This is a genomic window from Arthrobacter sp. CAN_A212, from assembly GCF_015752345.1.
In the GTDB taxonomy this organism is placed as follows: Bacteria; Actinomycetota; Actinomycetes; order Actinomycetales; family Micrococcaceae; genus Arthrobacter_D.
In genome coordinates this window covers 14,139-35,118 of record NZ_JADOUT010000016.1, presented here as the reverse complement: position 1 = coordinate 35,118, position 20,980 = coordinate 14,139, and the positions used below count along the sequence as shown (strand labels likewise).

Genomic DNA, 20,980 nt, shown 5'->3' with positions numbered 1-20,980 from the left:
CGCCGCCGCTAAACCGGGCGCGCAGCTTCGACTAGATGTAACGCTGCCTGCAGCCGGGCCAATGCCCGGTTCTTTCCGGGGACGCGGCGCGCCGCTTCGAGAGCCATCACCACCAGCCGCAGGTCGCAGTTGAGTCCCGGCAGGGTGGCGAGCCGGACCAGCGTGGGGGCCGTCCAGGCGTCGTGCCCATGGACTGCGACATCCAGGGCGGTGCGGAGCGGGGCGGTCACTCCGACCCCGCCGATCAGGTGCACATCGCAGGGCCCCAGCGCCACCTGGTGCATGAGGGCGTCGCTGAAGGGCGGCAGCGCGGTGGTCCGGCGCCGGTGGTCTGTCACCAGGATGACCGTTGCAGGCAGGGCCGAGCAGCCGTAGACCCAGGCGGCGCTCTGGCGGGCCAGAACAACCTTGGACCGGAGCGATCCGGGGACACACAGCATCGCCGACTGCGCCCGGGACGCCGGATCGAGGTGATGGTCGGCGCGCGCATAGGACTGCCCACACACCCGGTGCACCAGTCCGTCAATGCGCATGGCCTGCAACTCCTCGCTACTGAAGATGTCGTCGGCGCGGAAGAGCACCCCACCGGTCGAGTTCACGGGCACTCCGGTCTCTGGTGCGGGTGCGGTGGCTAGCTGGGCGAAGGCCATGGACCCAAGCATTCCGAACGGCCCGGCAATGCGAAAGCCCCGGCCCCCGGATGTGGATAACTCAGGGGTCGGGGCTCTCGTGGGGATTGTCTAGGAGAAGTCCTGCGCCGACTTGCGCAGCATCTCCATCCACTGCTCCCGGGCACCGAGTGCCTCCCTGGCTGCGGCGATACGCTTCGAGTCGCCCGCCTTTTCCGCCGCGTCCAGATCCTCCTGAAGTGCTGCGATGGTCGACTCAAGCTGGCTCAGGGCACTGTTGGTGCGGGCCTGGGTCTCAGGGTTGGTCCGCTCCCAGTGGGCGTCGTCGGCGGCCTTCACCGCGTCCTCGACTTCCCGGATACCGGCTTCGATCCGGCCCATGTCTGCCCGCGGCACCTTGCCGGCTTCTTCCCAACGGTCCCGGATCGACTGCAGGGACTTTTTGGCTGCTCCGAGATTCTTGATCGGCAACAGCTGGCGTGCCTCAACGAGGAGCGCCTCCTTGACCACAAGGTTCGCGCCGTATTCTTCGTCAATCGCCTCGTTGGTTGCCTTCCGGGCGGTAAAAAATTTGTCCTGGGCGGCACGGAACCGGGCCCAGAGGGCGTCATCGTCCTTGCGGCTGGCCCGCTTGGAGGCCTTCCACTCGTCCATAAGCCTGCGGTACTCGCCGGCGGTGTGTCCCCAGTCGGTGGAGGTGGACAGCGCCTCCGCCTGCTGGATGAGTGACTCCTTGGCCTGCTTGGCCGAGGCGTTGTCGGTGTCCAGCTGGGAGAAGTAGGCGCGGCGGTGGCGGTCGAAGATGGTGCGCGCCGCGCGGAACCGCTTCCAGAGGCCGTCCTCGGTGCCGCGGCCCAACCGGATACCGTTTTTCTGCGCGGCCTTCCAGGTTTCGAACAGCTCGTTCATCCGGGTGCTGCTGGCTTTCCACTGCACGGTGGACGGATCGCGGCCGGCGATTTCCTCAGCCTCCGCGACGATCGCCTCGCGGGCGGCCAGTTCGGCGGCCTTCACCGCATCCTGCTCGGCCTTCTCGGCGGCTTCCAGTCCGGTAATCAGGCCGGTCAGCGCATCGAGACGCGCTTCGAGGGCCAGCACGTCGCCGACAATCTTCTTCTCGGCTACCTGCTCCCGCAGGTGACCGGCGGTCTTCTGCATGTCGGACGACGGGGCCTTGGCATGCACCCGCTGCTCGAGCAATGCGATCTGGCTGGCGACGTCGTCGTACTTGCGGACGAAGTAGGCGAGAGCCTCGTCCTTCGAAGCATCAGGGTACTGGCCGACGGCATGCTCCTCGCCGTTGACGATCAGGAATACGTGGCCGTCGTCCTCGACGCGGGCAAACTTGGCGGCCTCGCTCAGTGGAGTGCTGTGCGACGGGGGAGCGGTGACTGCTGCACCTGGTTTCCCGCCGGGCTTCGCGCCCGCGCGCTGTGCCATCGCAGCGGGGCTTGGTGTGGCACTGGGGTGGGGAACCGGCCGGGGAGTCGCGGCGGGAGCCGGTACTGCCGTGGGCTCTGCCTCGGATGAGGGTGCTTCCGCGGCGGGGATCTCTGCGCCCGCTTCCTCCGGCGCAGCAGCCTCAGCCGCTACTTCCTCGGGCGCAGCAGCCTCGGGGGCCGCCTGCTCAGGAGCTGTCGTTGTTTCCTCGTCGCCTGACGTTTCGTCGGTACGGGGTGTTTCGTCGGATTGCTGACTGTGTGTCACCGCTAGAAGTCTTTCGCTCGTTGGTTTGCCTGCTACCTGGTGGCAATTAGTTCAGGGCTACTGAGTCTATCGTCACAGCACCTGCCGGCGGACCGTTCCCTGTCTTTCCTCCGGCGAGCTCATCTCCTGTGGAGCGGTGCAGCCCCAGAGGTTACTTTACGCATAAGGGTCTGACAGCGGAATCTGACGGTCGCCGGGCCGGATATCCGCCTTGATGGGACTGCGGCGTTTCGCGTGGCTTCGGCGCAACCCCTAAAATGAGTGCCGCACCAGTCACCCGAAAGCGATGTACCGCAAGGAGCTCAGCCGCATGGCACGTAAGGCCTCACTGTCCGGTTTTCCCGAATGGCTGCCGGAGGAGCGCCTGGTCGAACTCCATGTGCTGGACACGCTGCGGAAGACCTTTGAGCTGCACGGTTTCTCGAACATCGAAACCCGCGCCGTTGAGACCGTGTCCCATCTGCTCCGCAAGGGAGAGATCGACAAGGAGGTGTATGCCGTCTCCCGGCTCCAGGCCGACGACGACGGCGGACGCGCCTCGAACGCCGATGACGGCCTCGCCCTGCACTACGACCTGACCGTGCCCTTCGCGCGCTACGTGGTGGAGAACTCGGGCCACCTGGCGTTCCCGTTCCGCCGCTACCAGATCCAGAAGTGCTGGCGGGGCGAACGGCCCCAGGACGGGCGGTTCCGTGAGTTCACCCAGGCCGATATCGACGTCGTCGGCGACGGCGTCCTCCCGTTCCGGTACGACGTCGAGCTCGCCCTGGTGGTGGTTGACGCCCTTTCTGCGCTGCCGATTCCCGACTTCACCGTGCGCGTGAACAACCGGAAGCTGGCCGAAGGTTTCTACCGGGGCATCGGCCTCGAAGACACCGCCGGTGTGCTGCGCAGCATCGACAAGCTGGAGAAGATCGGCGCGGAGAAGGTCACCGCACTGCTGCAGACCGAACTCGGCGCCACCGCCGACCAGGCGGTCCTCGCGCTTCGTCTCGCCTCGATCAGGACCACCGATGTCTCCTTCGTCGAACAGGTGCGCGCGCTGGGCGTTACGCACCCGCTGCTCGAGGAGGGCCTGAGCGAGCTGGAGCAGGTCATCGCCGAGGCGTCCCGGCGGGCACCGGGCCGGGTGGTCGCCGACCTCAGCATCGCCCGCGGTCTGGACTACTACACCGGAACCGTCTACGAAACCGTCCTCAACGGGCACGAATCCCTGGGATCCATCTGCTCAGGCGGCCGCTACGACAGCCTGGCCAGCAAGGGCAACAGGACGTTTCCCGGCGTCGGCCTCTCGATCGGCGTCACGCGGCTGGTCTCCCGGATCCTCAGCCAGGACTTCACCGCTGTATCCCGGCAGGTCCCCACCGCCGTGCTGATCTCGTTGACGGATGACGCCTCGTGGTCCGCCGCGCAGGACATCGCCGCCTCCCTGCGGGGACGCGGCATCTCGGCCGAGGTGGCGGCCTCCGCCGAAAAATTCGGCAAGCAGATCAAGTTCGCTGACCGGCGGGGGATCCCGTTCGTCTGGTTCACTGCCGCGGACGGCACCCACGAGGTCAAGGACATCCGCACCGGCGCGCAGGAACCAGCCGACCCGGACACCTGGTCCCCGCCAGCGGACGACCTGCTGCCGACCGTGGTCCGCGCCGACGGCTAGGCGGGCGCGTCTGAGTGCCACCCCGGCACGCTAGGCTCGCCGTCGTCGTACCCCGACGACGACGGCGCGGCCCAGCACCCCCGCCGCCAGCACGGCCACCATCGTGACGACCGACGTCACGGGCAGGGTGAGCGCCAACAGCACGCACCCGCAAAAGCCCACCACGTTCAGCGCCCGTGGGGAATGCCACGGCCGCTCAGTGAGGGTGAACGCCGAGAGGTTCGCGATCGCGTAATAGATCAGTACCCCGAAGCTCGAGAAGCCGACCACCGTCAGCACATCGGTGGTCAAAAGCAGGACGATGACGACGACGGCGGTCGCCACGTCGGCGGCATACGGGACGCCGAAGCGCTCCCAGATCCCGGCCAGCGCGCGGGGGAGGTCGCCTTCCCGAGCCATGGCCAGGGTGGTCCTGCCGACGCCGGCGATCAGGGCCAGCAGGGCGCCCAGGCTGGCGAGGGCAGCTGCCACCGTGACCGCCGTCGCCGGGATGCCCGAGGTGGAGGCAGCGAACACCTCCCGGAGGGGTGCAGGGGAGGTAGCGAGCGTCGTCGGGCCCAGCGCCCCCAGCAGGGCAACGGACAACAGCAGGTACAACACCAGAGTGAACCCGAGGGACCCGAAGATCGCCGCCGGGATGTTGCGGCGCGGGTCGCGGACCTCCTCACCCATGGTGGCGATCCGTGCGTACCCGGCGAAGGCGAAGAACAGCAGTCCGGCGGCCTGGAGGACGCCGAGCCAGGTGGTGGGCAGCGCCACGGCGTCGGACGGTGCTGGTGCGGCGAAAGCTGCGACCGCCACGAACGCCAGCACCGGGACCACCAGGGACACGATGATCCGCGTCATCAGGGCGGTGCGGGTGACCCCCAGCAGGTTCACCACGGTCAGGCCCACCACCGCCGCGACGGCCGCAGCCGTTTCGAACCCGGGCGCCGCGTAGAGCCCAAACGTCAGGGCCATCGCCGCGCAGGAAGCGATCTTGCCGGTCACGAAGCTCCAGCCAGCCACAAATCCGGGCCACGGGCCGAGCTGGCGGCGCCCATAGACGTAGGTGCCGCCGCTGTGTGGGTGGACCGCGGCCAGCTGTGCCGATGCGGCCGCATTGCAGTAGGCGACGAAACCGGCGATCGCGACAGCCACGGGCAGCCAGTTGCCGGCCGACGCGGCCGCGGGCGCGAACACCACAAACACGCCGGCACCGATCATCGACCCGATCCCCACGGTGGTGGCGTCGAAGCCGCCCAACTGCCGCCGAAGCCCTGGCGGATTACTCATGGCCATGTGGTTCCCCTGCCGTGGCGGGTGGGTCCCGGTATCACCGGTAAACTCGGACGAGACGATCTTTTCATATGCGGGTAGCGAATGATGCCCCATGCCCCCACCCGGAAGGAATGCTGTGCTGCGCACACATGACCTCGGTTCACTGCGGACCGAGCACATTGGACACACCGTCACCCTGGCAGGCTGGGTAGCCCGCCGCCGAGATCACGGCGGGGTCGCATTCCTTGACCTGCGCGACGCCTCGGGGTTCGCCCAGGTGGTGGTCCGGGAAGAGGAAGTGTTCCACGGACTGCGCAACGAGTACGTCCTGCAGATCACCGGCACCGTCGAGAAGCGCCCCGAGGGTAACGAGAACCCGGCCCTGGCGACCGGCGGCATCGAAGTGATCGCCGAGACGGTCACGATCCTCAACACCTCCGACCCGCTGCCCTTCCAGATCGACGAGCACGTGGAGGTCGGCGAGGAAGCCCGACTGAAGCACCGCTACCTTGACCTGCGCCGGCCCGCGCCGAACGCCAACCTCCGCCTGCGCTCAGAGGCGAACCGGGTGGCCCGCGAACTGCTGCACCAGGACGGGTACGTCGAAATCGAGACCCCCACCCTCACCCGTTCCACTCCAGAGGGCGCCCGCGACTTCGTCGTCCCCGCCCGCCTGTCACCCGGGTCCTGGTACGCACTGCCGCAGTCACCGCAGTTGTTCAAGCAGCTGCTCCAGGTGGGCGGCTTCGAAAAGTATTACCAGATTGCCCGCTGCTACCGCGATGAGGACTTCCGCGCGGACCGCCAGCCAGAGTTCACCCAGCTCGACATTGAAGCCAGCTTCGTGGAGCAGGACGACGTCCTGGCCCTGGGCGAGAACCTGGTCAAGGCACTCTGGCAGCTGATCGACGTCGAAATCCCCACCCCGATCCAGCGGATGACCTACGCCGACGCGATGGCCCGGTTCGGCTCCGACAAGCCCGACCTGCGTTTCGGGCTCGAGCTGACCGAGCTCACCGAGTTCTTCAAGGACACCGAGTTCGGTGTCTTCAAGGCACCCTACGTCGGCGCCGTCGTCATGCCCGGTGGGGCTTCCCAGCCCCGCCGTCAGCTCGACGCCTGGCAGGAATGGGCCAAGCAGCGCGGTGCCAAGGGTCTCGCGTACGTCCTGGTCGACGAGGACGGCAGCCTTCGCGGTCCCGTCGCGAAAAACCTCACCGACGCCGAGCGCGAGGGCCTGCCCTCCGCGGTCGGCGCCAACCCGGGCGACTGCATTTTCTTCGCGGCCGGGGAAAAGACCCCGTCCCGCGCTCTGCTCGGCGCGGCACGCGTTGAGATCGGCCACCGGACCGGCCTGATCGACCCGAACGCCTGGGCCTTCGTCTGGGTGGTCGACGCACCCATGTTCGAACCGGCATCGGCAGCTGTCGCAGCGGGCGACGTCGCCGTCGGTGGGGGAGCCTGGACAGCAGTGCACCACGCCTTCACCTCGCCGAAACCCGAATACCTGGACACCTTCGACAAGGATCCCGAGACCGCTCTGGCCTACGCGTACGACATTGTCTGCAATGGCAACGAAATCGGTGGCGGCTCGATCCGTATCCACCAGCGTGACGTGCAGGAACGGGTCTTCTCGGTGATGGGTATCAGCCAGGAAGACGCTCAGGAGAAGTTCGGCTTCCTGCTCGAAGGCTTCAAGTACGGCGCACCCCCTCACGGCGGCATCGCGTTCGGCTGGGACCGGGTCGTCGCGCTGATGGCCGGTACCGAGTCCATCCGCGACGTCATCGCCTTCCCGAAGTCCGGTGGCGGGTTCGATCCGCTGACCGCCGCCCCTGCCCCGATCACCGCGCAGCAGCGCAGGGAAGCCGGAGTGGACTTCAAACCGGAGAAGAAGAGCTAGCCCTTCCCCGTTCACCCGAGGCACCGCTTCCCTCAAAGCCTCGGGCGTGTTTATTGACGTATCGGCGTGAGGCGTTACGGGGTGGATTGTGACGGGAATGGACACACGTCCAATCCGGTTATGAAATACTGATACACACAAACGTGCTCCGGGGTCGGTGTAATTCCGAACCGGCGGTTATAGTCCGCGACCCGTCCGCTGCCAGTGCTACCGCGCTGGCGTGGCCGGTTGAGCCGGTGAAATTCCGGCACCGACAGTTAAAGTCTGGATGGGAGAAGCATGTGCAGCCTTGGCTGTGCTGGTTTGCTGGCGCCTTCGTGCGCCGTCACCAGCACCGGCCGTTCCTGTCGTACCCCGGAGCGCACCGCTCGAGACAAGGGGACGACATGGATTTTCTGAGGTGGCTATTCGACGCTCAGATTCCTGTTGCCGGCAGCGCGCTATTGCTTCGCGAGGTGATCGGCAACGTCTTCGGGCTGCTCAGCGCACTCGGCGGGATGCGACGGAAACTGTGGGCCTGGCCGGTCGGCATCGTCGGAAACCTGCTGCTCCTCACCGTCTTCCTCGGCTCCTTCTTCGGCGGGGCCGACGCCGCCAACCTCCTGGGGCAGGCCGGCCGCCAGATCATGTTCATTGCCGTCGCCGTGTACGGGTGGCGTCAGTGGCGGGCCAGCACCCAGCCCGACGGCCACGCGATCACGCCGCGGTGGGCTCCCACCCGGGCACGGATCGGTCTGGTCGCCGGCATGATTCTCGGCACCGTTGCGATCACACCCCTCTTCCGGCTGCTTGGCTCCTACGAACCGGTGTGGGCCGATGCCTGGACCTTCGTTGGATCACTGCTCGCCACCATCGGCATGGCCAAGGGGTGGGTCGAGTTCTGGCTTATCTGGGTCGCCGTCGACGTCGTCGGGGTGCCCCTGCTCTTCAGCGCCGGCTACTACGCCACCGCCTTCATGTACCTGTTCTACGGAATCTTCACCCTGATCGGCTTTTTCGTCTGGATGCGCGCCCGGGAGAGCAAACCCCGCGTCGATATCCTGCTACCTGATCCCACGCTGAGGTGACCGCCGTGACGCACACCGATCCGGCAGCGGTGCCAGACGCTGAGACGACCGCCATGTTGCGCGCCCTCGACCTCGCGGGCCGCGGGGTACGCGGCGCCAACCCCCTGGTGGGGGCCGTCATCCTCGACGAACAACAGCGGGTCATCGGAGCTGGCTACCACCAGGGTGCCGGCACGCCCCACGCCGAAATTGCCGCCCTTGCCGACGCCCGGACGCAGCGTGCGGACCTCTCTGGATGCACCCTCGTCTGCACCCTCGAGCCCTGCAGCCACGCGGGCCGTACCGGACCCTGCACCGAGGCCATCGTGGCCGCTGGAATTACCCGTGTGGTCTTCTCCGCCCACGACGACCACGGCCCGGCAGCAGGCGGCGCGGGCTGGCTTCGCACCCACGGCGTCGACACCGTGGGCGGGCTGCTCGCAGCTGAGGCACAGCTCCTGAACCACCGGTGGCGGGCTGCCACCAGTTCACGCCGGCCCTTCATCACGCTCAAGACCGCCCAGACCCTCGACGGCCGTGTCGCAGCCGCTGACGGCACGAGCCAGTGGATTACCGGTCCCGAGTCGCGCAGCGACGGGCACTCGATCCGGCGCCGTGCCGATGCTGTGCTCGTTGGTACCGGCACTGTGCTTGCCGATGACCCCCGGCTGTCTGCCCGGCACGCCGACGGCTCCACTGCCGTCCGGCAGCCCCTGCGCGTGGCGATGGGTCTGCGTGCCGTCCCCGACGACGCCGCCATCCGCACCGGAAACTTTGTCCACCTCGCCACCCGCGATCCGTTGGAAGCGGTGAAACACCTGTACGACGACGGCGTCGGCCACCTCATGATCGAGGGCGGTCCCACCATCGCCTCCGCTTTCCTCGCCGCCGGGTTGGTGGACGAACTGTTCATCTACCAGGCACCACTGCTTCTCGGCGCCGGCACCCCGGCCATCCACTCGCTCGGGATCGGCTCCCTGCAGGACGCCAGCAGATGGGTGCTGGACCCGCGCGGTGGTGCGGCACTCAGCCAGTGCGGCAGCGACGTCCGCCTCCACCTCAGCCCGGTCGTGGCCGCTGACGGGCGCACCGACCCGGCTTCCACGCAGTCTTCTCACCGAACGATCACCAGCAGCAAAGGACCCAGCACATGTTCACAGGAATAGTCGCTGAAAAGGGCAGTGTTGTCTCACTCGAGGTCGCGGCAGACCAGACCAGCGCCGTCCTCGTCTTCGACGCGCCCACCACCGGACAGGATCTGGGCTTCGGCGGGTCGATCGCCGTCAACGGCGTCTGTCTCACGGCGACCAGCGTCGACGAGGGCAGGATCATGGTGGACGTGATGGGGGAGACCCTGCTCCGGACCACCACCGGGTTACTCGCTCCCGGCAGCGCCGTGAACCTGGAACGGTGCGTCCCGGCAACCGGGCGACTGGACGGACACGTGGTCCAGGGCCATGTCGACGGCATCGGTACCCTGCTGGAGCGCGAAAACCAGGGCGCCTGGCACCGGCTGCGGTTCGGCCTGCCGACCCGGCTGGCCCGGTACGCCGCCGAGAAGGGATCCATCACCGTCGACGGCGTCTCCCTCACCATCAGCGCCGTCAGCGCTGCCGCCGCCCCGGACCCCTGGTTCGAGGTGGGCCTGATCCCCACCACCCTGCAGGAAACCAACCTCGGTGTGAAGCGGGCAGGTGACTCGGTGAACCTGGAAATGGACGTGCTGGCCAAATACGCGGAGCGGCTCATGAGTTTCATGCTGCCCGCCTGGCAGTCACCGAACACCCAGTCATTGCCCATCCAGAAACCGGCGGTCAGCAAGCCCACGGTTCCACCAGCGATTGTCGAGCCCCAGTCATGACCACCCACCACACCGAACCGGCAACCCAGCCCGTCCGGCTCGACGCTGTCCCCGCAGCGGTGGCGGCGATGGCCGCTGGCCGGGCCGTCGTCGTCGTCGATGACGAGCGCCGCGAAAACGAAGGCGACATCATCTTCGCTGCCCAATGGGCCACCGAACAGTTGGTCGGGTGGACCGTCCGCTACACCTCGGGAGTACTGTGCGTCCCCATCTCCGGGGAGGTGGCTGACCGGTTGCTGCTGCCGCCGATGACCGCCGTCAACGAGGACGCCAAGGGAACGGCGTACACGGTGTCCTGCGACGCGGCGGTGGGCGTCTCCACCGGCATCAGCGCCGCCGATCGGGCCCGCACTGCGCGCCTGCTCGCCGATCCGACGACGACGGCGGCCGACCTCACCCGGCCGGGGCACCTGTTCCCGTTGCGCGGGGCCCCCGGCGGGGTGAGTGAACGCCCCGGGCACACCGAGGCGGGCCTGCAGCTGTGCGCCCTTGCCGGTCTGGAACCCGCGGCGGTCATCGCCGAAGTGGTCCACGATGAGGGTCACATGATGCGGTTGCCCGCGCTCCGGGACTTCGCCGACGCGCACGGTCTGCCGTTGATCTCCATCAAGGACCTGCTCGGCTACACGGCTTCCGCACCCGCTGCAGAGAAGGACTCGCGATGACTACTTCCGACGTGACCGCTTCCACCGTGAGCGCTTCCAACGTGACCGGAGGGCCGGTGGTGACCCTCCCGACCGCTTTCGGACGGTTCACCACCCAGGCCTGGACGGACGAGGTGACAGGGGTGGAACATCTGAGCCTCTCCGCGGCCGGGAGGGGGCAAGAGAACGGGAACGGGCACGCGGGCGGTCCCGCACCCCTGGTCCGACTGCACTCCGAGTGCCTGACCGGCGACGTCTTTTCCTCCTTCCGCTGCGACTGCGGCGAGCAGTTGGAACAGGCACTGCAGCTTGTCGCCGACCAGGGCGGCACCGTGCTGTACCTGCGCGGACAGGAGGGCAGGGGGATCGGCCTCGCCAACAAGATCCGCGCCTACGCGCTGCAGGACACCGGCGCGGATACTGTCGAAGCCAACGAGCAGCTCGGCCTGCCCGTGGACTCGCGGGACTACCAGGCGGCCGCAGCGATCCTGCACCAGCTGGGGTTGCAGTCCATCCGGCTCCTCAGCAACAACCCGGAGAAGCGGGACAATCTCCGGCTTCACGGCATCGAGGTGACCGCAATGGAGCCCTCCGAGGTCCCGGCGCGGGCCGAGAACCAGCGGTACCTCCAGACGAAACGCGACCGGTTGAACCACCGCCTGCCCCTCCTCGAGGACCACAGGCTCCAGCAAAGCTGATCTGCCACTGGAAACAGATCTTTAATCACCGATCACGCACTACCGACACTCCCTGCAGGAAAGAGACACACCATGAGCGGCCACGGCGCACCCACCCTGAACCTCAGCCACCTTGCCGGAGTGAGCCATCTGCGGCTCGCCGTCATCGCAGCCAGCTGGCACACCGAGATCATGGACGGACTGCTCGACGGCGCTCTCCGCGCCGCGAAGGACGCCGGGGTTGAGCCCACCGTGGTCCGGGTTCCGGGCAGCTTCGAACTGCCCGTGGCTGCTGCCCGGTTGGCACCGCACTTCGACGCGGTGGTTGCCCTCGGGGTCGTCATCCGCGGCGGCACACCGCACTTTGACTACGTGTGCCAGGCGGCCACCTCTGGCCTGACCGACGTCAGTGTGCGTACCGGCACCCCGGTAGGGTTCGGCGTCCTGACCTGCGACACGGAACAGCAGGGCCTGGACCGCGCGGGCCTGCCCGGGTCCAGCGAGGACAAAGGCTACGAGTCGGTAGCCGCCGCGTTGACCACCGCCGCCGTCCTGGCCGGTTGGCAGGGGTAGAGCTTTGTCACACCGAACTCACCGAATGAGGCTCAGTGCCGCCAACCCAGTAACGTTGGCAGTGTGAAAAGCTTCGAATCCCTCTTCGCTGAACTCAGCGCCAAAGCCATCGACCGCCCGGACGGGTCGCGGACCATCGCCGAACTCGACTCTGGCGTCCACGGCATCGGCAAGAAAGTGGTCGAGGAAGCCGCCGAGGTGTGGATGGCCGCCGAGTACGAATCCGACGAGGCTGCGGCCGAGGAAATCTCCCAGCTGCTCTACCACCTGCAGGTCCTGATGATCGCCAAAGGTCTGACTCTGGACGACGTGTACAAGCATCTCTAGGCACCGTTCCGCCAGGATCCAGGTGCCCCAGCAGCAGACCTCCCTTCGAACCTTCAGCGAAAGAACCCCTATGCTTCGTGTAGCAGTCCCCAACAAGGGCGCCCTGTCCGAATCGGCCTCCGCCATGCTCGCCGAGGCCGGCTACCGCCAGCGCCGCGACACCCGCGAGCTGGTCCTCGAAGACCCCGACAACGGGGTCGAATTCTTCTTCCTCCGCCCCCGCGACATCGCCGTGTACGTGGGCGCCGGAACACTTGACGTCGGGATCACCGGCCGTGACCTGTTCCTGGACGCCGACGTCGACGCCGAGGAGCGGCTGACCCTCGGGTTCGGCGCCTCGACCTTCCGGTTCGCCGGCCCGGTAGGGCACTTCAGCACCGTCGCCCAGCTCGAAGGTAAGCGGCTGGCCACCAGCTATGACGGGCTGCTGCGCCGCTTCCTCGCCGACCACGGGGTGGACGCCACAGTGGTGCGCCTCGATGGTGCGGTGGAGTCCTCGGTGCGCCTCGGCGTCGCCGATGCGATTGCAGACGTCGTCGAGACCGGCAACACGCTCAAGGCCGCCGGGATGGAAATCTTCGGCGACCCGATCCTGCGCAGCGAGGCGGTCCTGATCGGCCGCAGCGGCGACACCCCGGCCGGACTCGATGTGCTGATCCGTCGGCTGCAGGGTGTCCTCGTCGCACGCCAGTACGTGCTGATGGATTACGACATCCGTAAGGACCTCGTTGACGACGCAGCCGCTCTGACTCCCGGCCTGGAATCCCCGACGGTCTCACCGCTCCGCGACTCCGACTGGGTCGCCGTCCGCTCGATGGTGCTGCGCAGCCAGACCAACCGGATCATGGACGAGCTGTACGAGCTCGGCGCCCGAGCCATCCTCGTCAGCACCATCCACGCCTGCAGGGTCTAGGGAGTCAGCCATGGGACTAGCCATTCGCGTCATCCCGTGCCTCGACGTCGATGCCGGTCGCGTCGTCAAGGGCATCAACTTCGCCGATCTGCGGGACGCCGGTGACCCGGTTGAACTCGCGCACCGGTACGACCGGGCGGGCGCCGACGAACTGACCTTCCTTGATGTGACCGCGTCCTCGGGTAACCGGGACACCACGTTCGACGTCGTCGCGCGCACCGCTGAGGAGGTCTTCATCCCGTTGACCGTCGGCGGGGGAGTCCGCGGCATCGCCGACGTCGACAAGCTGCTGCGCTTCGGCGCGGACAAGGCATCAATCAACACGGCGGCCGTCAGCCGGCCCGCCGTGATCGATGAGATCACCAGCCACTTCGGGTCGCAGGTGCTGGTGCTGTCCCTGGACGCGCGCCGGGTGCCGGGCGGCGGGACACCGTCGGGCTACGAGGTCACCACGCACGGCGGCCGGCAGGGCACGGGGATCGACGCCGTGCAGTGGGCCCGCGAGGCGGCCGACCGTGGGGTGGGCGAAATCCTGCTCAACTCGATCGACGCCGACGGCACCAAGGCCGGGTTCGACCTGGAAATGATCCGTGCGGTGCGCGCCGCCGTCACCGTGCCGCTGATCGCCTCCGGTGGGGCCGGTTTGCCAGAGCACTTCCCGCCCGCGGTGCAGGCCGGTGCCGACGCGGTGCTGGCAGCGTCGGTGTTCCACTTCGGGCCGCTGGACGCCATCGCCCAGGTCAAGAAGGCCATCAGCGACGCGGGATTCCCCGTCCGCTGACTGGGACTGGGCTGCTGACTGGGACTGGGCTGGCCGCGACCGGCGAGGATTCCCGAGCCTCCGGACTCGCCACACCTGCACAAAACTCCCGGTGACGGCGGGTTCCGTTCGGGTGAAGCGCGCCTCGTGAAGCGCCTCGCTAGAGGCCGATTTCGGCGCTGTCCAGCAGCGCCACCGCGTCGGGCTGGCCCTCGAACGTGACGAGGGCGTGGCGGGTACGGCCATGGGCGTGCATGAGAAGCTCACCGGGATCGCCCTTGATGGCTACCGAGACGGGCGCACGCTTCGCGACGTGGCGCAGCCCATCGGAGCGCACCAGTACAATTCCCAGGTCCACCCCGCGGTAGAGGATCGCCGCGCGCTTGATCAGTTCGTCCCACAGCGCGTTCGAGTAATCCTCGTCCAGTGCCCGGGGGGCCCACCGGCTGCGCGCCCGCCGCACATCCTCGGTGTGCACAAAGTATTCGATCAGGTTGGCGCTGGCATCAAGCGCTTTGGAGCGCTTCATCGGGGAGTAGAAGGGATGCCCGGCGAGGAAATCGCCGACCAGCTTCTTGAAACCCTCGACAGTTTCGGCCTGGGCGGCGAGTTTGCGGACCGACTTGTCGGACACGGCGGCCAGGGGCTTGATGACCATGGCAAGGGCAACGGCCGGCCGGTGTTCCCGCAGGTACAGGTGGGCGGCCAACTCTTTGGCCTGCCAGCCATGGCACAGCGTCGGCGAGTGGGGCCCTGCTGCGAGAAGCGTCTCGGCCAGGACTTCACGGGAAGGTTCTACATATTGCATCACTGCTGAAACTAGCAGATTCGGTGCTTCTTGGCACGGGAACCGCCGCGCCGCACCGCCGAAGAAGCCGTGAATGGTCCGTTCGTTGGCGCGATAGAATCGAAGGTGATGCCATCACAGACCGATACCCCGCCAGCGCCCGATTCGTCCGCCGGGCCAACCCTCGATCCGCAGATCGCTGGGGCCCTCAAACGCGATCCCGCCGGACTCGTCGCAGCGGTGATCCAGCAGCACGATTCGGGGGAAGTCCTGATGCTCGGCTGGATGGATGACGAAGCTGTCCGCCGCACCCTCACCACCGGTCGGGTCACCTTCTTCTCCCGTTCCAGGAACGCCTATTGGCGAAAGGGAGACACCTCGGGCCACGTGCAATGGGTCAAGTCGGCGGCCATCGACTGCGACGGCGACGCCCTCCTCATCCGGGTCGACCAGGTGGGGGCTGCCTGCCACACCGGAACCCGGACCTGCTTCGACGGCAGGGATCTTGACGTGGTCACCGGTCCGGATGGTTCCCACTAGCGGCCTCCGATACCGCGCCCAGTGACTTTTCCCACAGCCAGCTGAAAGAGCACACATAGTTATGCAGGAACTTGGAGTCATCAGCCCCAGCCTTGAAGAGTTCCGCGAACTCGCCAGGGACCGTCGGGTGGTGCCCGTGCACCTGAAAGTGCTCGCGGATGCCCACACCCCGATCGCCATCTACCGAAAGCTCGCCGACGGACAGCCCGGCACCTTCCTGATGGAATCGGCGGCGGTCGGCGGCGTGTGGTCCAGGTACTCGTTCATCGGTGCCAACTCACGCGCCACCCTGACCAGTCTCGACGGCGAAGCGCACTGGCTGGGGGAGCCGCCCGCCGGTGTCCCGACCACCGGTAGCCCGGTCGAGGCACTCCGCCAGACCATCGAGGCGCTGCGCACCCCTCGGTTTGATGACCTGCCGCCGTTTACCTCGGGCCTGGTGGGCTTCATCGGCTGGGAATCGGTCCGCCACTGGGAGCGGCTCACGAGCCCGCCTGAGGACGATCTGCTGCTGCCCGAACTGGCCATGTGTCTGGTCACCGACATGGCGGTGCACGACAACTCTGAGGGGACTCTGACCCTCGTCGCCAACGCCATCAACTTTGACGGCTCCAGCGACCGGGTGGACGAGGCCTGGCACGACGCCGTCCAGCGGATCCGCGTCATGCTGACCAAGTTGGGGGAGGCTGCCGAACAGCCCGTCTCCGTGCTCCGGGACGGCTCGGTGGACACCGCCGAACTGCTCTCCCGCGTCGACGAACGCTGGGACAAGCCCAAGTACCTGGCCGCCATTGAACGTGGAAAGCGTGCCATCGTGGACGGTGACGTGTTCCAGGTGGTTATCTCCCGGCGGTTCGAACTTGACTGCGCCGCGTCGCCCCTGGACGTCTACCGGGTCCTCCGGAACACCAACCCCAGCCCCTACATGTACCTGTTCAGCCTGGCCGACGCCGACGGGCGGGAGTACTCGATTGTCGGTTCTTCCCCGGAGGCGCTCGTCACGGTCACCGGCAAGGACGTCATCACCCATCCCATTGCCGGCTCCCGCCCCCGCGGGCACACCCTCGACCAGGATCGGGCCCTCGCCGACGAACTGCTGGCGGATGAGAAGGAGCGCGCCGAACACCTGATGCTGGTGGACCTGGCACGCAACGACATTTCCAAGGTCTGTGTCCCCGGATCGGTGGATGTCACCCAGTTCATGGAAGTGGAACGGTTCAGCCACATCATGCACCTCGTGTCGACCGTGGTCGGCTCACTGGCCCCCACCAAGACGGCGTATGACGTGCTCGCCGCCGCCTTCCCCGCCGGGACCCTATCCGGGGCTCCCAAGCCCCGCGCGCTGCGCCTCATCGACGAGGTGGAACCCCACCGCCGCGGAATCTACGGCGGGGTGGTCGGCTACCTCGATTTCGCCGGCGACATGGATCTGGCGATCGCCATCCGCTCAGCGCTGCTCCGCGACGGCCGGGCCTATGTGCAGGCCGGCGGCGGGATCGTCGCTGACTCAGTCCTCGAGGACGAGGCACAGGAAACCGTCAACAAGGCGGCCGCGCCGCTGCGCGCGGCACTGATCGCGTCCAGCCTCAGGACCATCACCGCGTCCGACGCGCTGCAGGAAGTAGAGGTCCCATGAGCACCGACCCGGGCACCACCGACAGTCCAGGGCGCTCCTCCGAGCCCTCCACGACCCCCGGGGCGCCGAGCGCCTGGCAGCGGAAGGGGACTGTGATTCTGGCCACGGTACTGTTCTCCCTGCTGGCATTCGCAAGCACCACGCAGACCTGGCTGACGGTGACCCTGCCGCAGGACGCCGTCCAGACGCCCAACCTGGAAATCCCCGGCAGCGATGCTGCCACCGCCGTCACTGCGTTCGCGCTGGTGTCCCTGGCCGCGGCCTTGGCCGTCTCCATCGCCGGACGGATTGCACGGATCCTGGTGGTCGCCATCCTCCTCATCGCCGGTGTGGGCATTGTCTGGAACAGCCTGCTGGTGGTGGCCGACCCGACCGGGGCTGCCGCTCCGGCGATCGGCGAGGCGATTGGCGTCAGCACCGGTAGCGGCGCCACCCTGGCGCTCACGGTGTTTCCCTGGCTGGCTGCCGCCGCGGGGGTCCTGCTGACCGTAACGGCGGTCTGGATGCTCCTCGCCAGTCGCGGGTGGAACCGGTCCAAACGGTACGAGAAGGTCGCCAACGAGAACCCGTCCGGGCGCAAATCCACCGCCCACTCGGACGAGATCGACAGCTGGGACCAGCTCACCAAGGGGAAAGATCCGACTACCTGAGCCAGCCCGGCAGACCACGGCCGCCCCTAACTAATGGCAGAATGTTCATCAGACGAGTTTCAAGGAGAGTCACCATGGCCAAAGACGCCACAGCTAACGCAACGACCCGGACCGCCTCTGTAGAGCACCCGGAAAATTCACGGGAAAACCACGCATCGATGCACGATGAGACCATCGGCCACGGCAACAGCCCCGCCGCGTGGACCTGCGTCCTGATCATGCTGTTCGGCGGAGCGGTGTCTTCCTTCGCCTTCGTCTTCGCCAGCACTGAGGGCAACCTCGGTGCCGGGACCGTCCTGTTCTGGATCGGCATTGCCGTCATGGTGGTGGGTCTTGGAGCGGGCTTCGTCATGAAGCGCGCCGGTTACGGCGTCGGCGGTTCAAAGCTGAAGGGCAAAGACGACTAGGTGAGCGTTCTCGACGACATCATCGCTGGAGTCCGTGAGGACCTGGCACCCCGGGTTGCGGCGCTCCCGCTGGAGCAACTGCGCGACGACGCCATGTCGGCTGTGGCGCCCCGCGACGCCTACGCCGCCCTGCTCGGGGACGACACCGGCATCACCCTGATCGCGGAGGTGAAACGCCGCAGTCCCTCCAAGGGGGCGCTGGCCGACATCGACGACCCCGCGGCACTGGCGGAGCGGTATGAGACGGGAGGCGCCGCCGTCGTCAGCGTCCTCACCGAGCAGCGACGCTTCGGCGGGTCACTGGCCGACCTCGATGCGGTTCGCGCCGCCGTTGACCTGCCGCTGCTGCGCAAGGACTTCACCGTCGACGAATACCAGATCTGGGAGGCGCGCGCCCACGGTGCAGACCTGATCCTCCTGATCGTTGCAGCCCTCACCGACGACGAACTCCGCGGCTTCCTCGCACTGACCCACCAGTTGGGCATGAACGCACTGGTGGAAACCCACACCACCGACGAGGTGGAACGGGCCGTCTCCGCTGGTGCCAAAATCATCGGCATCAACGTGCGGAATCTGAAGACCCTCGACATTGACCGGTCGGTGTTCGCACCACTCGCCGCCGGTATCCCGACGGGAACGCTCATCATCGCCGAGTCAGGCGTGCGGGACGTTGCCGACGTCGGGCGGTTCGCCTCCGACGGAGCCGACGCCATTCTGGTCGGCGAAGCGCTGGTCAGGCACGACAACCCGCAGGACACGATCGCCGCGTTCCTCGACGCCGGCCGCAGCGCGCGACTGGCACTCCAGGACCAGCCAACCGCCTAGCTACCGGTACGCAGTACACCACCACGACAGGATAGGCAAGCTCATGACCGATTCGACCCAGGCAACCAACGGACCCACCGAGGTCACCGAAGGTACTGCAGAAGCCTTCCTCAATCCCACGGGGAGCCTCCGCCACGCGCCCGGCCCCTACTTCGGTGAGTATGGCGGCCGCTGGATGCCCGAATCGCTGATCGCTGCCCTCGACGAGCTCACCGACACCTTCGAGAAGGCCAAGGCGGACCCCGAGTTCACCGCGCAGGTGGCCGAGCTGAACCGCACCTACGCCGGGCGCCCGTCGCTGCTGACCGAGGCCAAGCGGTTCTCGGAGTACGCCGGCGGCGTGCGGATCTTCCTGAAACGGGAGGACCTCAACCACACCGGGTCCCACAAGATCAACAACGTGCTGGGCCAGGCGCTCCTCGCCAAGCGGATGGGTAAGACCCGGGTCATCGCCGAGACCGGCGCCGGGCAGCACGGGGTGGCCAGCGCCACCGCGGCGGCCCTGATGGGCCTGGAGTGCGTCGTCTACATGGGTGCCGAAGACACCCGCCGTCAGGCCCTGAACGTGGCCCGGATGGAACTGCTCGGCGCCACCGTTGTCCCGGTCACCAACGGGTCGCAGACCCTCAAGGACGCCATCAACGACGCCCTGCGCGACTGGGTGGCCAACGTGGACACCACCCACTACCTCCTCGGCACGGCTGCCGGTGCGCACCCGTTCCCCTCAATGGTCAGGTACTTCCATGAGGTCATCGGCGAGGAGGCCCGCGAGCAGGTGCTCGCGGAGACTGGCCGCCTGCCCGATGCCGTCTGCGCCTGCATCGGCGGCGGGTCCAACGCGATCGGTATGTTCCACGGGTTCCTTGACGACCCCGAGGTGGCCCTCTACGGCTTCGAGGCAGGCGGTGAAGGCGTTGAAACCGGACGCCACGCCGCGACCATCAGCCTGGGTCGGCCCGGTGTGCTCCACGGCGCCCGCTCGTACCTGATGCAGGACGACGACGGCCAGACCATCGAATCCCACTCCATTTCCGCCGGACTCGACTACCCCGGCGTCGGGCCGGAGCACGCCTATCTGGCCGACATCGGCCGGGTCAGCTACGAGCCGATCACCGATGCTGAAGCAATGGATGCGTTCAAGCTCCTGTGCCGCAGCGAGGGAATCATCCCCGCCATCGAAACCGCCCATGCACTGGCAGGCGCCATCAAGGTGGGGCAACGCCTCGCAGCCGAGGGCGGCGACCCGTCGGAGAAGGTCATCCTGATCAACCTCTCAGGCCGTGGCGACAAGGACGTGGCGACCGCCGCGGAGTTCTTCGATCTGCTGCCCGATAACAGTGCCGAGTCCGAAATCGGAAAAGACGGGGAACAACTGTGAGCATCCAGACCACCAGCAAGTCGGCCGCCGCGATCGACCGGGCACGCGACGCCGGCCGTGCCGCGCTGATCGGGTACCTGCCTGCCGGTTTCCCCGACGTCCAGACCACCATCGATGCGGGGGTTGCCCTGGCCGAAAATGGGATGGACCTGATCGAGATCGGTATCCCGTACTCGGATCCGGTGATGGACGGCACAGTGATCCAGGAAGCGACGGTGCAGGCCCTGCGGAACGGCTTCACCGTCGAGAAGGTCTTCGACATCGTCAAGGGCATCACTGAGCGCACCGACGCGGCCGTGCTGGTAATGACCTACTGGAACCCGGTCATGCAGCTTGGTGTCCGCGAGTTCGCCCGCCGGCTGCACGAGGCCGGGGGAGCGGGACTCATCACCCCCGACCTCATTCCCGACGAAGCCGGTGAATGGATGGCCGCCTCCGAGGAGTTCGGTCTGGACCGGGTATTCCTCGTCGCCCCGTCCACGAGCGACGAACGGATGGAACGGACCGTCGCGGCGAGCCGCGGGTTTGTCTACGCCGTCTCCATCATGGGCGTCACCGGGGCCCGGACGGCGGTCAGTTCGGCCGCCCGTGACGTCGTCGACGCCGCCCACGGTGCCGGCGCTGAACGCGCCTGTGTGGGCCTCGGCGTCTCCACCGCGGACCAGGTCCGGGAAATCGCCGCGTACGCGGACGGTGTGATCGTGGGCACCGCGCTGGTGTCGGCCCTGCGCGACGGTGGTGTCACGGCCGTCGCCGAACTGACGAAGGATCTGAGCAGCGGAACGGGAAAGAGCTAACCC

At 67.3% G+C, this 20,980-nt stretch carries 22 protein-coding genes and 1 riboswitch; of the genes, 18 read left to right on the top strand and 4 right to left on the bottom strand.

The window, feature by feature from the left end:
* Positions 1-8: 8 nt before the first annotated feature.
* Positions 9-650, bottom strand: a complete 642-nt coding sequence (locus IWX64_RS12370; protein WP_196867430.1) for a hypothetical protein — start codon at positions 648-650, stop codon at positions 9-11.
* Positions 651-740: 90 nt separating this feature from the next.
* Complete coding sequence (locus IWX64_RS12365; protein WP_196867429.1) at positions 741-2,336, bottom strand: DUF349 domain-containing protein; 1,596 nt, start codon at positions 2,334-2,336, stop codon at positions 741-743.
* A 310-nt stretch (positions 2,337-2,646) separates the two neighbouring features.
* Between IWX64_RS12365 and hisS the strand changes: the two genes are divergently transcribed.
* Positions 2,647-3,993 carry a histidine--tRNA ligase gene (gene hisS, locus IWX64_RS12360; protein WP_196867428.1) on the top strand — a complete coding sequence of 449 codons (1,347 nt, stop codon included), beginning with the start codon at positions 2,647-2,649 and terminating at the stop codon, positions 3,991-3,993.
* Between the two features lie 30 nt (positions 3,994-4,023).
* Here hisS and IWX64_RS12355 read toward each other — a convergent pair whose 3' ends face one another.
* Complete coding sequence (locus IWX64_RS12355; protein WP_442859056.1) at positions 4,024-5,268, bottom strand: APC family permease; 1,245 nt, start codon at positions 5,266-5,268, stop codon at positions 4,024-4,026.
* A gap of 121 nt (positions 5,269-5,389) precedes the next feature.
* Between IWX64_RS12355 and aspS the strand changes: the two genes are divergently transcribed.
* The 10 genes from aspS to hisF all read left to right on the top strand — a co-directional run bounded on the left by aspS (position 5,390) and on the right by hisF (position 13,978).
* On the top strand, positions 5,390-7,156 hold the full coding sequence (gene aspS / locus IWX64_RS12350; RefSeq protein ID WP_196867426.1) for an aspartate--tRNA ligase: 1,767 nt from the start codon (positions 5,390-5,392) through the stop codon (positions 7,154-7,156).
* 140 nt (positions 7,157-7,296) lie between these two features.
* Positions 7,297-7,440: riboswitch (FMN riboswitch) on the top strand.
* A 102-nt stretch (positions 7,441-7,542) separates the two neighbouring features.
* The gene (pnuC, locus tag IWX64_RS12345) at positions 7,543-8,223 is read left to right on the top strand and encodes a nicotinamide riboside transporter PnuC (RefSeq protein ID WP_196867425.1); all 681 of its coding nucleotides are present in this window, start codon (positions 7,543-7,545) and stop codon (positions 8,221-8,223) included.
* Positions 8,224-8,228: 5 nt separating this feature from the next.
* Positions 8,229-9,368 carry a bifunctional diaminohydroxyphosphoribosylaminopyrimidine deaminase/5-amino-6-(5-phosphoribosylamino)uracil reductase RibD gene (gene ribD / locus IWX64_RS12340; protein WP_334683276.1) on the top strand — a complete coding sequence of 380 codons (1,140 nt, stop codon included), beginning with the start codon at positions 8,229-8,231 and terminating at the stop codon, positions 9,366-9,368.
* The gene (locus IWX64_RS12335) at positions 9,353-10,063 is read left to right on the top strand and encodes a riboflavin synthase (RefSeq protein WP_196867424.1); all 711 of its coding nucleotides are present in this window, start codon (positions 9,353-9,355) and stop codon (positions 10,061-10,063) included. The genes ribD and IWX64_RS12335 overlap by 16 nt, the downstream gene beginning before the upstream one ends.
* The gene (gene ribB, locus IWX64_RS12330; RefSeq protein WP_196867423.1) at positions 10,060-10,728 is read left to right on the top strand and encodes a 3,4-dihydroxy-2-butanone-4-phosphate synthase; all 669 of its coding nucleotides are present in this window, start codon (positions 10,060-10,062) and stop codon (positions 10,726-10,728) included. Before IWX64_RS12335 ends, ribB begins: the two co-directional genes overlap by 4 nt.
* Complete coding sequence (locus tag IWX64_RS12325) at positions 10,725-11,405, top strand: GTP cyclohydrolase II (RefSeq protein WP_196867422.1); 681 nt, start codon at positions 10,725-10,727, stop codon at positions 11,403-11,405. Before ribB ends, IWX64_RS12325 begins: the two co-directional genes overlap by 4 nt.
* A 72-nt stretch (positions 11,406-11,477) precedes the next feature.
* On the top strand, positions 11,478-11,957 hold the full coding sequence (gene ribH, locus IWX64_RS12320) for a 6,7-dimethyl-8-ribityllumazine synthase (protein ID WP_196867421.1): 480 nt from the start codon (positions 11,478-11,480) through the stop codon (positions 11,955-11,957).
* 63 nt (positions 11,958-12,020) lie between these two features.
* Positions 12,021-12,284, top strand: coding sequence for a phosphoribosyl-ATP diphosphatase (locus IWX64_RS12315; protein WP_196867420.1), 264 nt, complete (start codon positions 12,021-12,023; stop codon positions 12,282-12,284).
* Positions 12,285-12,354: 70 nt separating this feature from the next.
* On the top strand, positions 12,355-13,197 hold the full coding sequence (gene hisG, locus IWX64_RS12310) for an ATP phosphoribosyltransferase (RefSeq protein ID WP_196867419.1): 843 nt from the start codon (positions 12,355-12,357) through the stop codon (positions 13,195-13,197).
* 10 nt (positions 13,198-13,207) lie between these two features.
* A complete protein-coding gene (hisF, locus tag IWX64_RS12305) occupies positions 13,208-13,978 on the top strand; it encodes an imidazole glycerol phosphate synthase subunit HisF (RefSeq protein WP_196867418.1) in 771 nt (256 codons plus the stop codon).
* Between the two features lie 139 nt (positions 13,979-14,117).
* Here hisF and IWX64_RS12300 read toward each other — a convergent pair whose 3' ends face one another.
* A complete protein-coding gene (locus IWX64_RS12300; protein WP_196867477.1) occupies positions 14,118-14,765 on the bottom strand; it encodes a TIGR03085 family metal-binding protein in 648 nt (215 codons plus the stop codon).
* A gap of 108 nt (positions 14,766-14,873) precedes the next feature.
* Here IWX64_RS12300 and hisI point away from each other — a divergent pair, with 108 nt between their 5' ends.
* The 7 genes from hisI to trpA all read left to right on the top strand — a co-directional run bounded on the left by hisI (position 14,874) and on the right by trpA (position 20,977).
* Positions 14,874-15,284 (top strand): phosphoribosyl-AMP cyclohydrolase, encoded by a 411-nt coding sequence (hisI, locus tag IWX64_RS12295; protein WP_196867417.1) that lies wholly within the window; start codon positions 14,874-14,876, stop codon positions 15,282-15,284.
* A gap of 61 nt (positions 15,285-15,345) precedes the next feature.
* Positions 15,346-16,920, top strand: a complete 1,575-nt coding sequence (locus tag IWX64_RS12290; protein WP_196867416.1) for an anthranilate synthase component I — start codon at positions 15,346-15,348, stop codon at positions 16,918-16,920.
* The gene (locus IWX64_RS12285) at positions 16,917-17,570 is read left to right on the top strand and encodes a Trp biosynthesis-associated membrane protein (RefSeq protein ID WP_196867415.1); all 654 of its coding nucleotides are present in this window, start codon (positions 16,917-16,919) and stop codon (positions 17,568-17,570) included. Before IWX64_RS12290 ends, IWX64_RS12285 begins: the two co-directional genes overlap by 4 nt.
* A gap of 158 nt (positions 17,571-17,728) precedes the next feature.
* Positions 17,729-17,977, top strand: coding sequence for an HGxxPAAW family protein (locus IWX64_RS12280; protein WP_312884098.1), 249 nt, complete (start codon positions 17,729-17,731; stop codon positions 17,975-17,977).
* A complete protein-coding gene (trpC, locus tag IWX64_RS12275; protein WP_196867413.1) occupies positions 17,978-18,802 on the top strand; it encodes an indole-3-glycerol phosphate synthase TrpC in 825 nt (274 codons plus the stop codon).
* Between the two features lie 43 nt (positions 18,803-18,845).
* Positions 18,846-20,180: a tryptophan synthase subunit beta gene (gene trpB / locus IWX64_RS12270; protein WP_196867412.1), complete on the top strand. Its 1,335-nt coding sequence runs from the start codon at positions 18,846-18,848 to the stop codon at positions 20,178-20,180.
* Entirely contained in the window at positions 20,177-20,977 is an 801-nt protein-coding gene (gene trpA / locus IWX64_RS12265) for a tryptophan synthase subunit alpha (protein ID WP_196867411.1), read from the top strand. The genes trpB and trpA overlap by 4 nt, the downstream gene beginning before the upstream one ends.
* Positions 20,978-20,980: the final 3 nt, after the last annotated feature.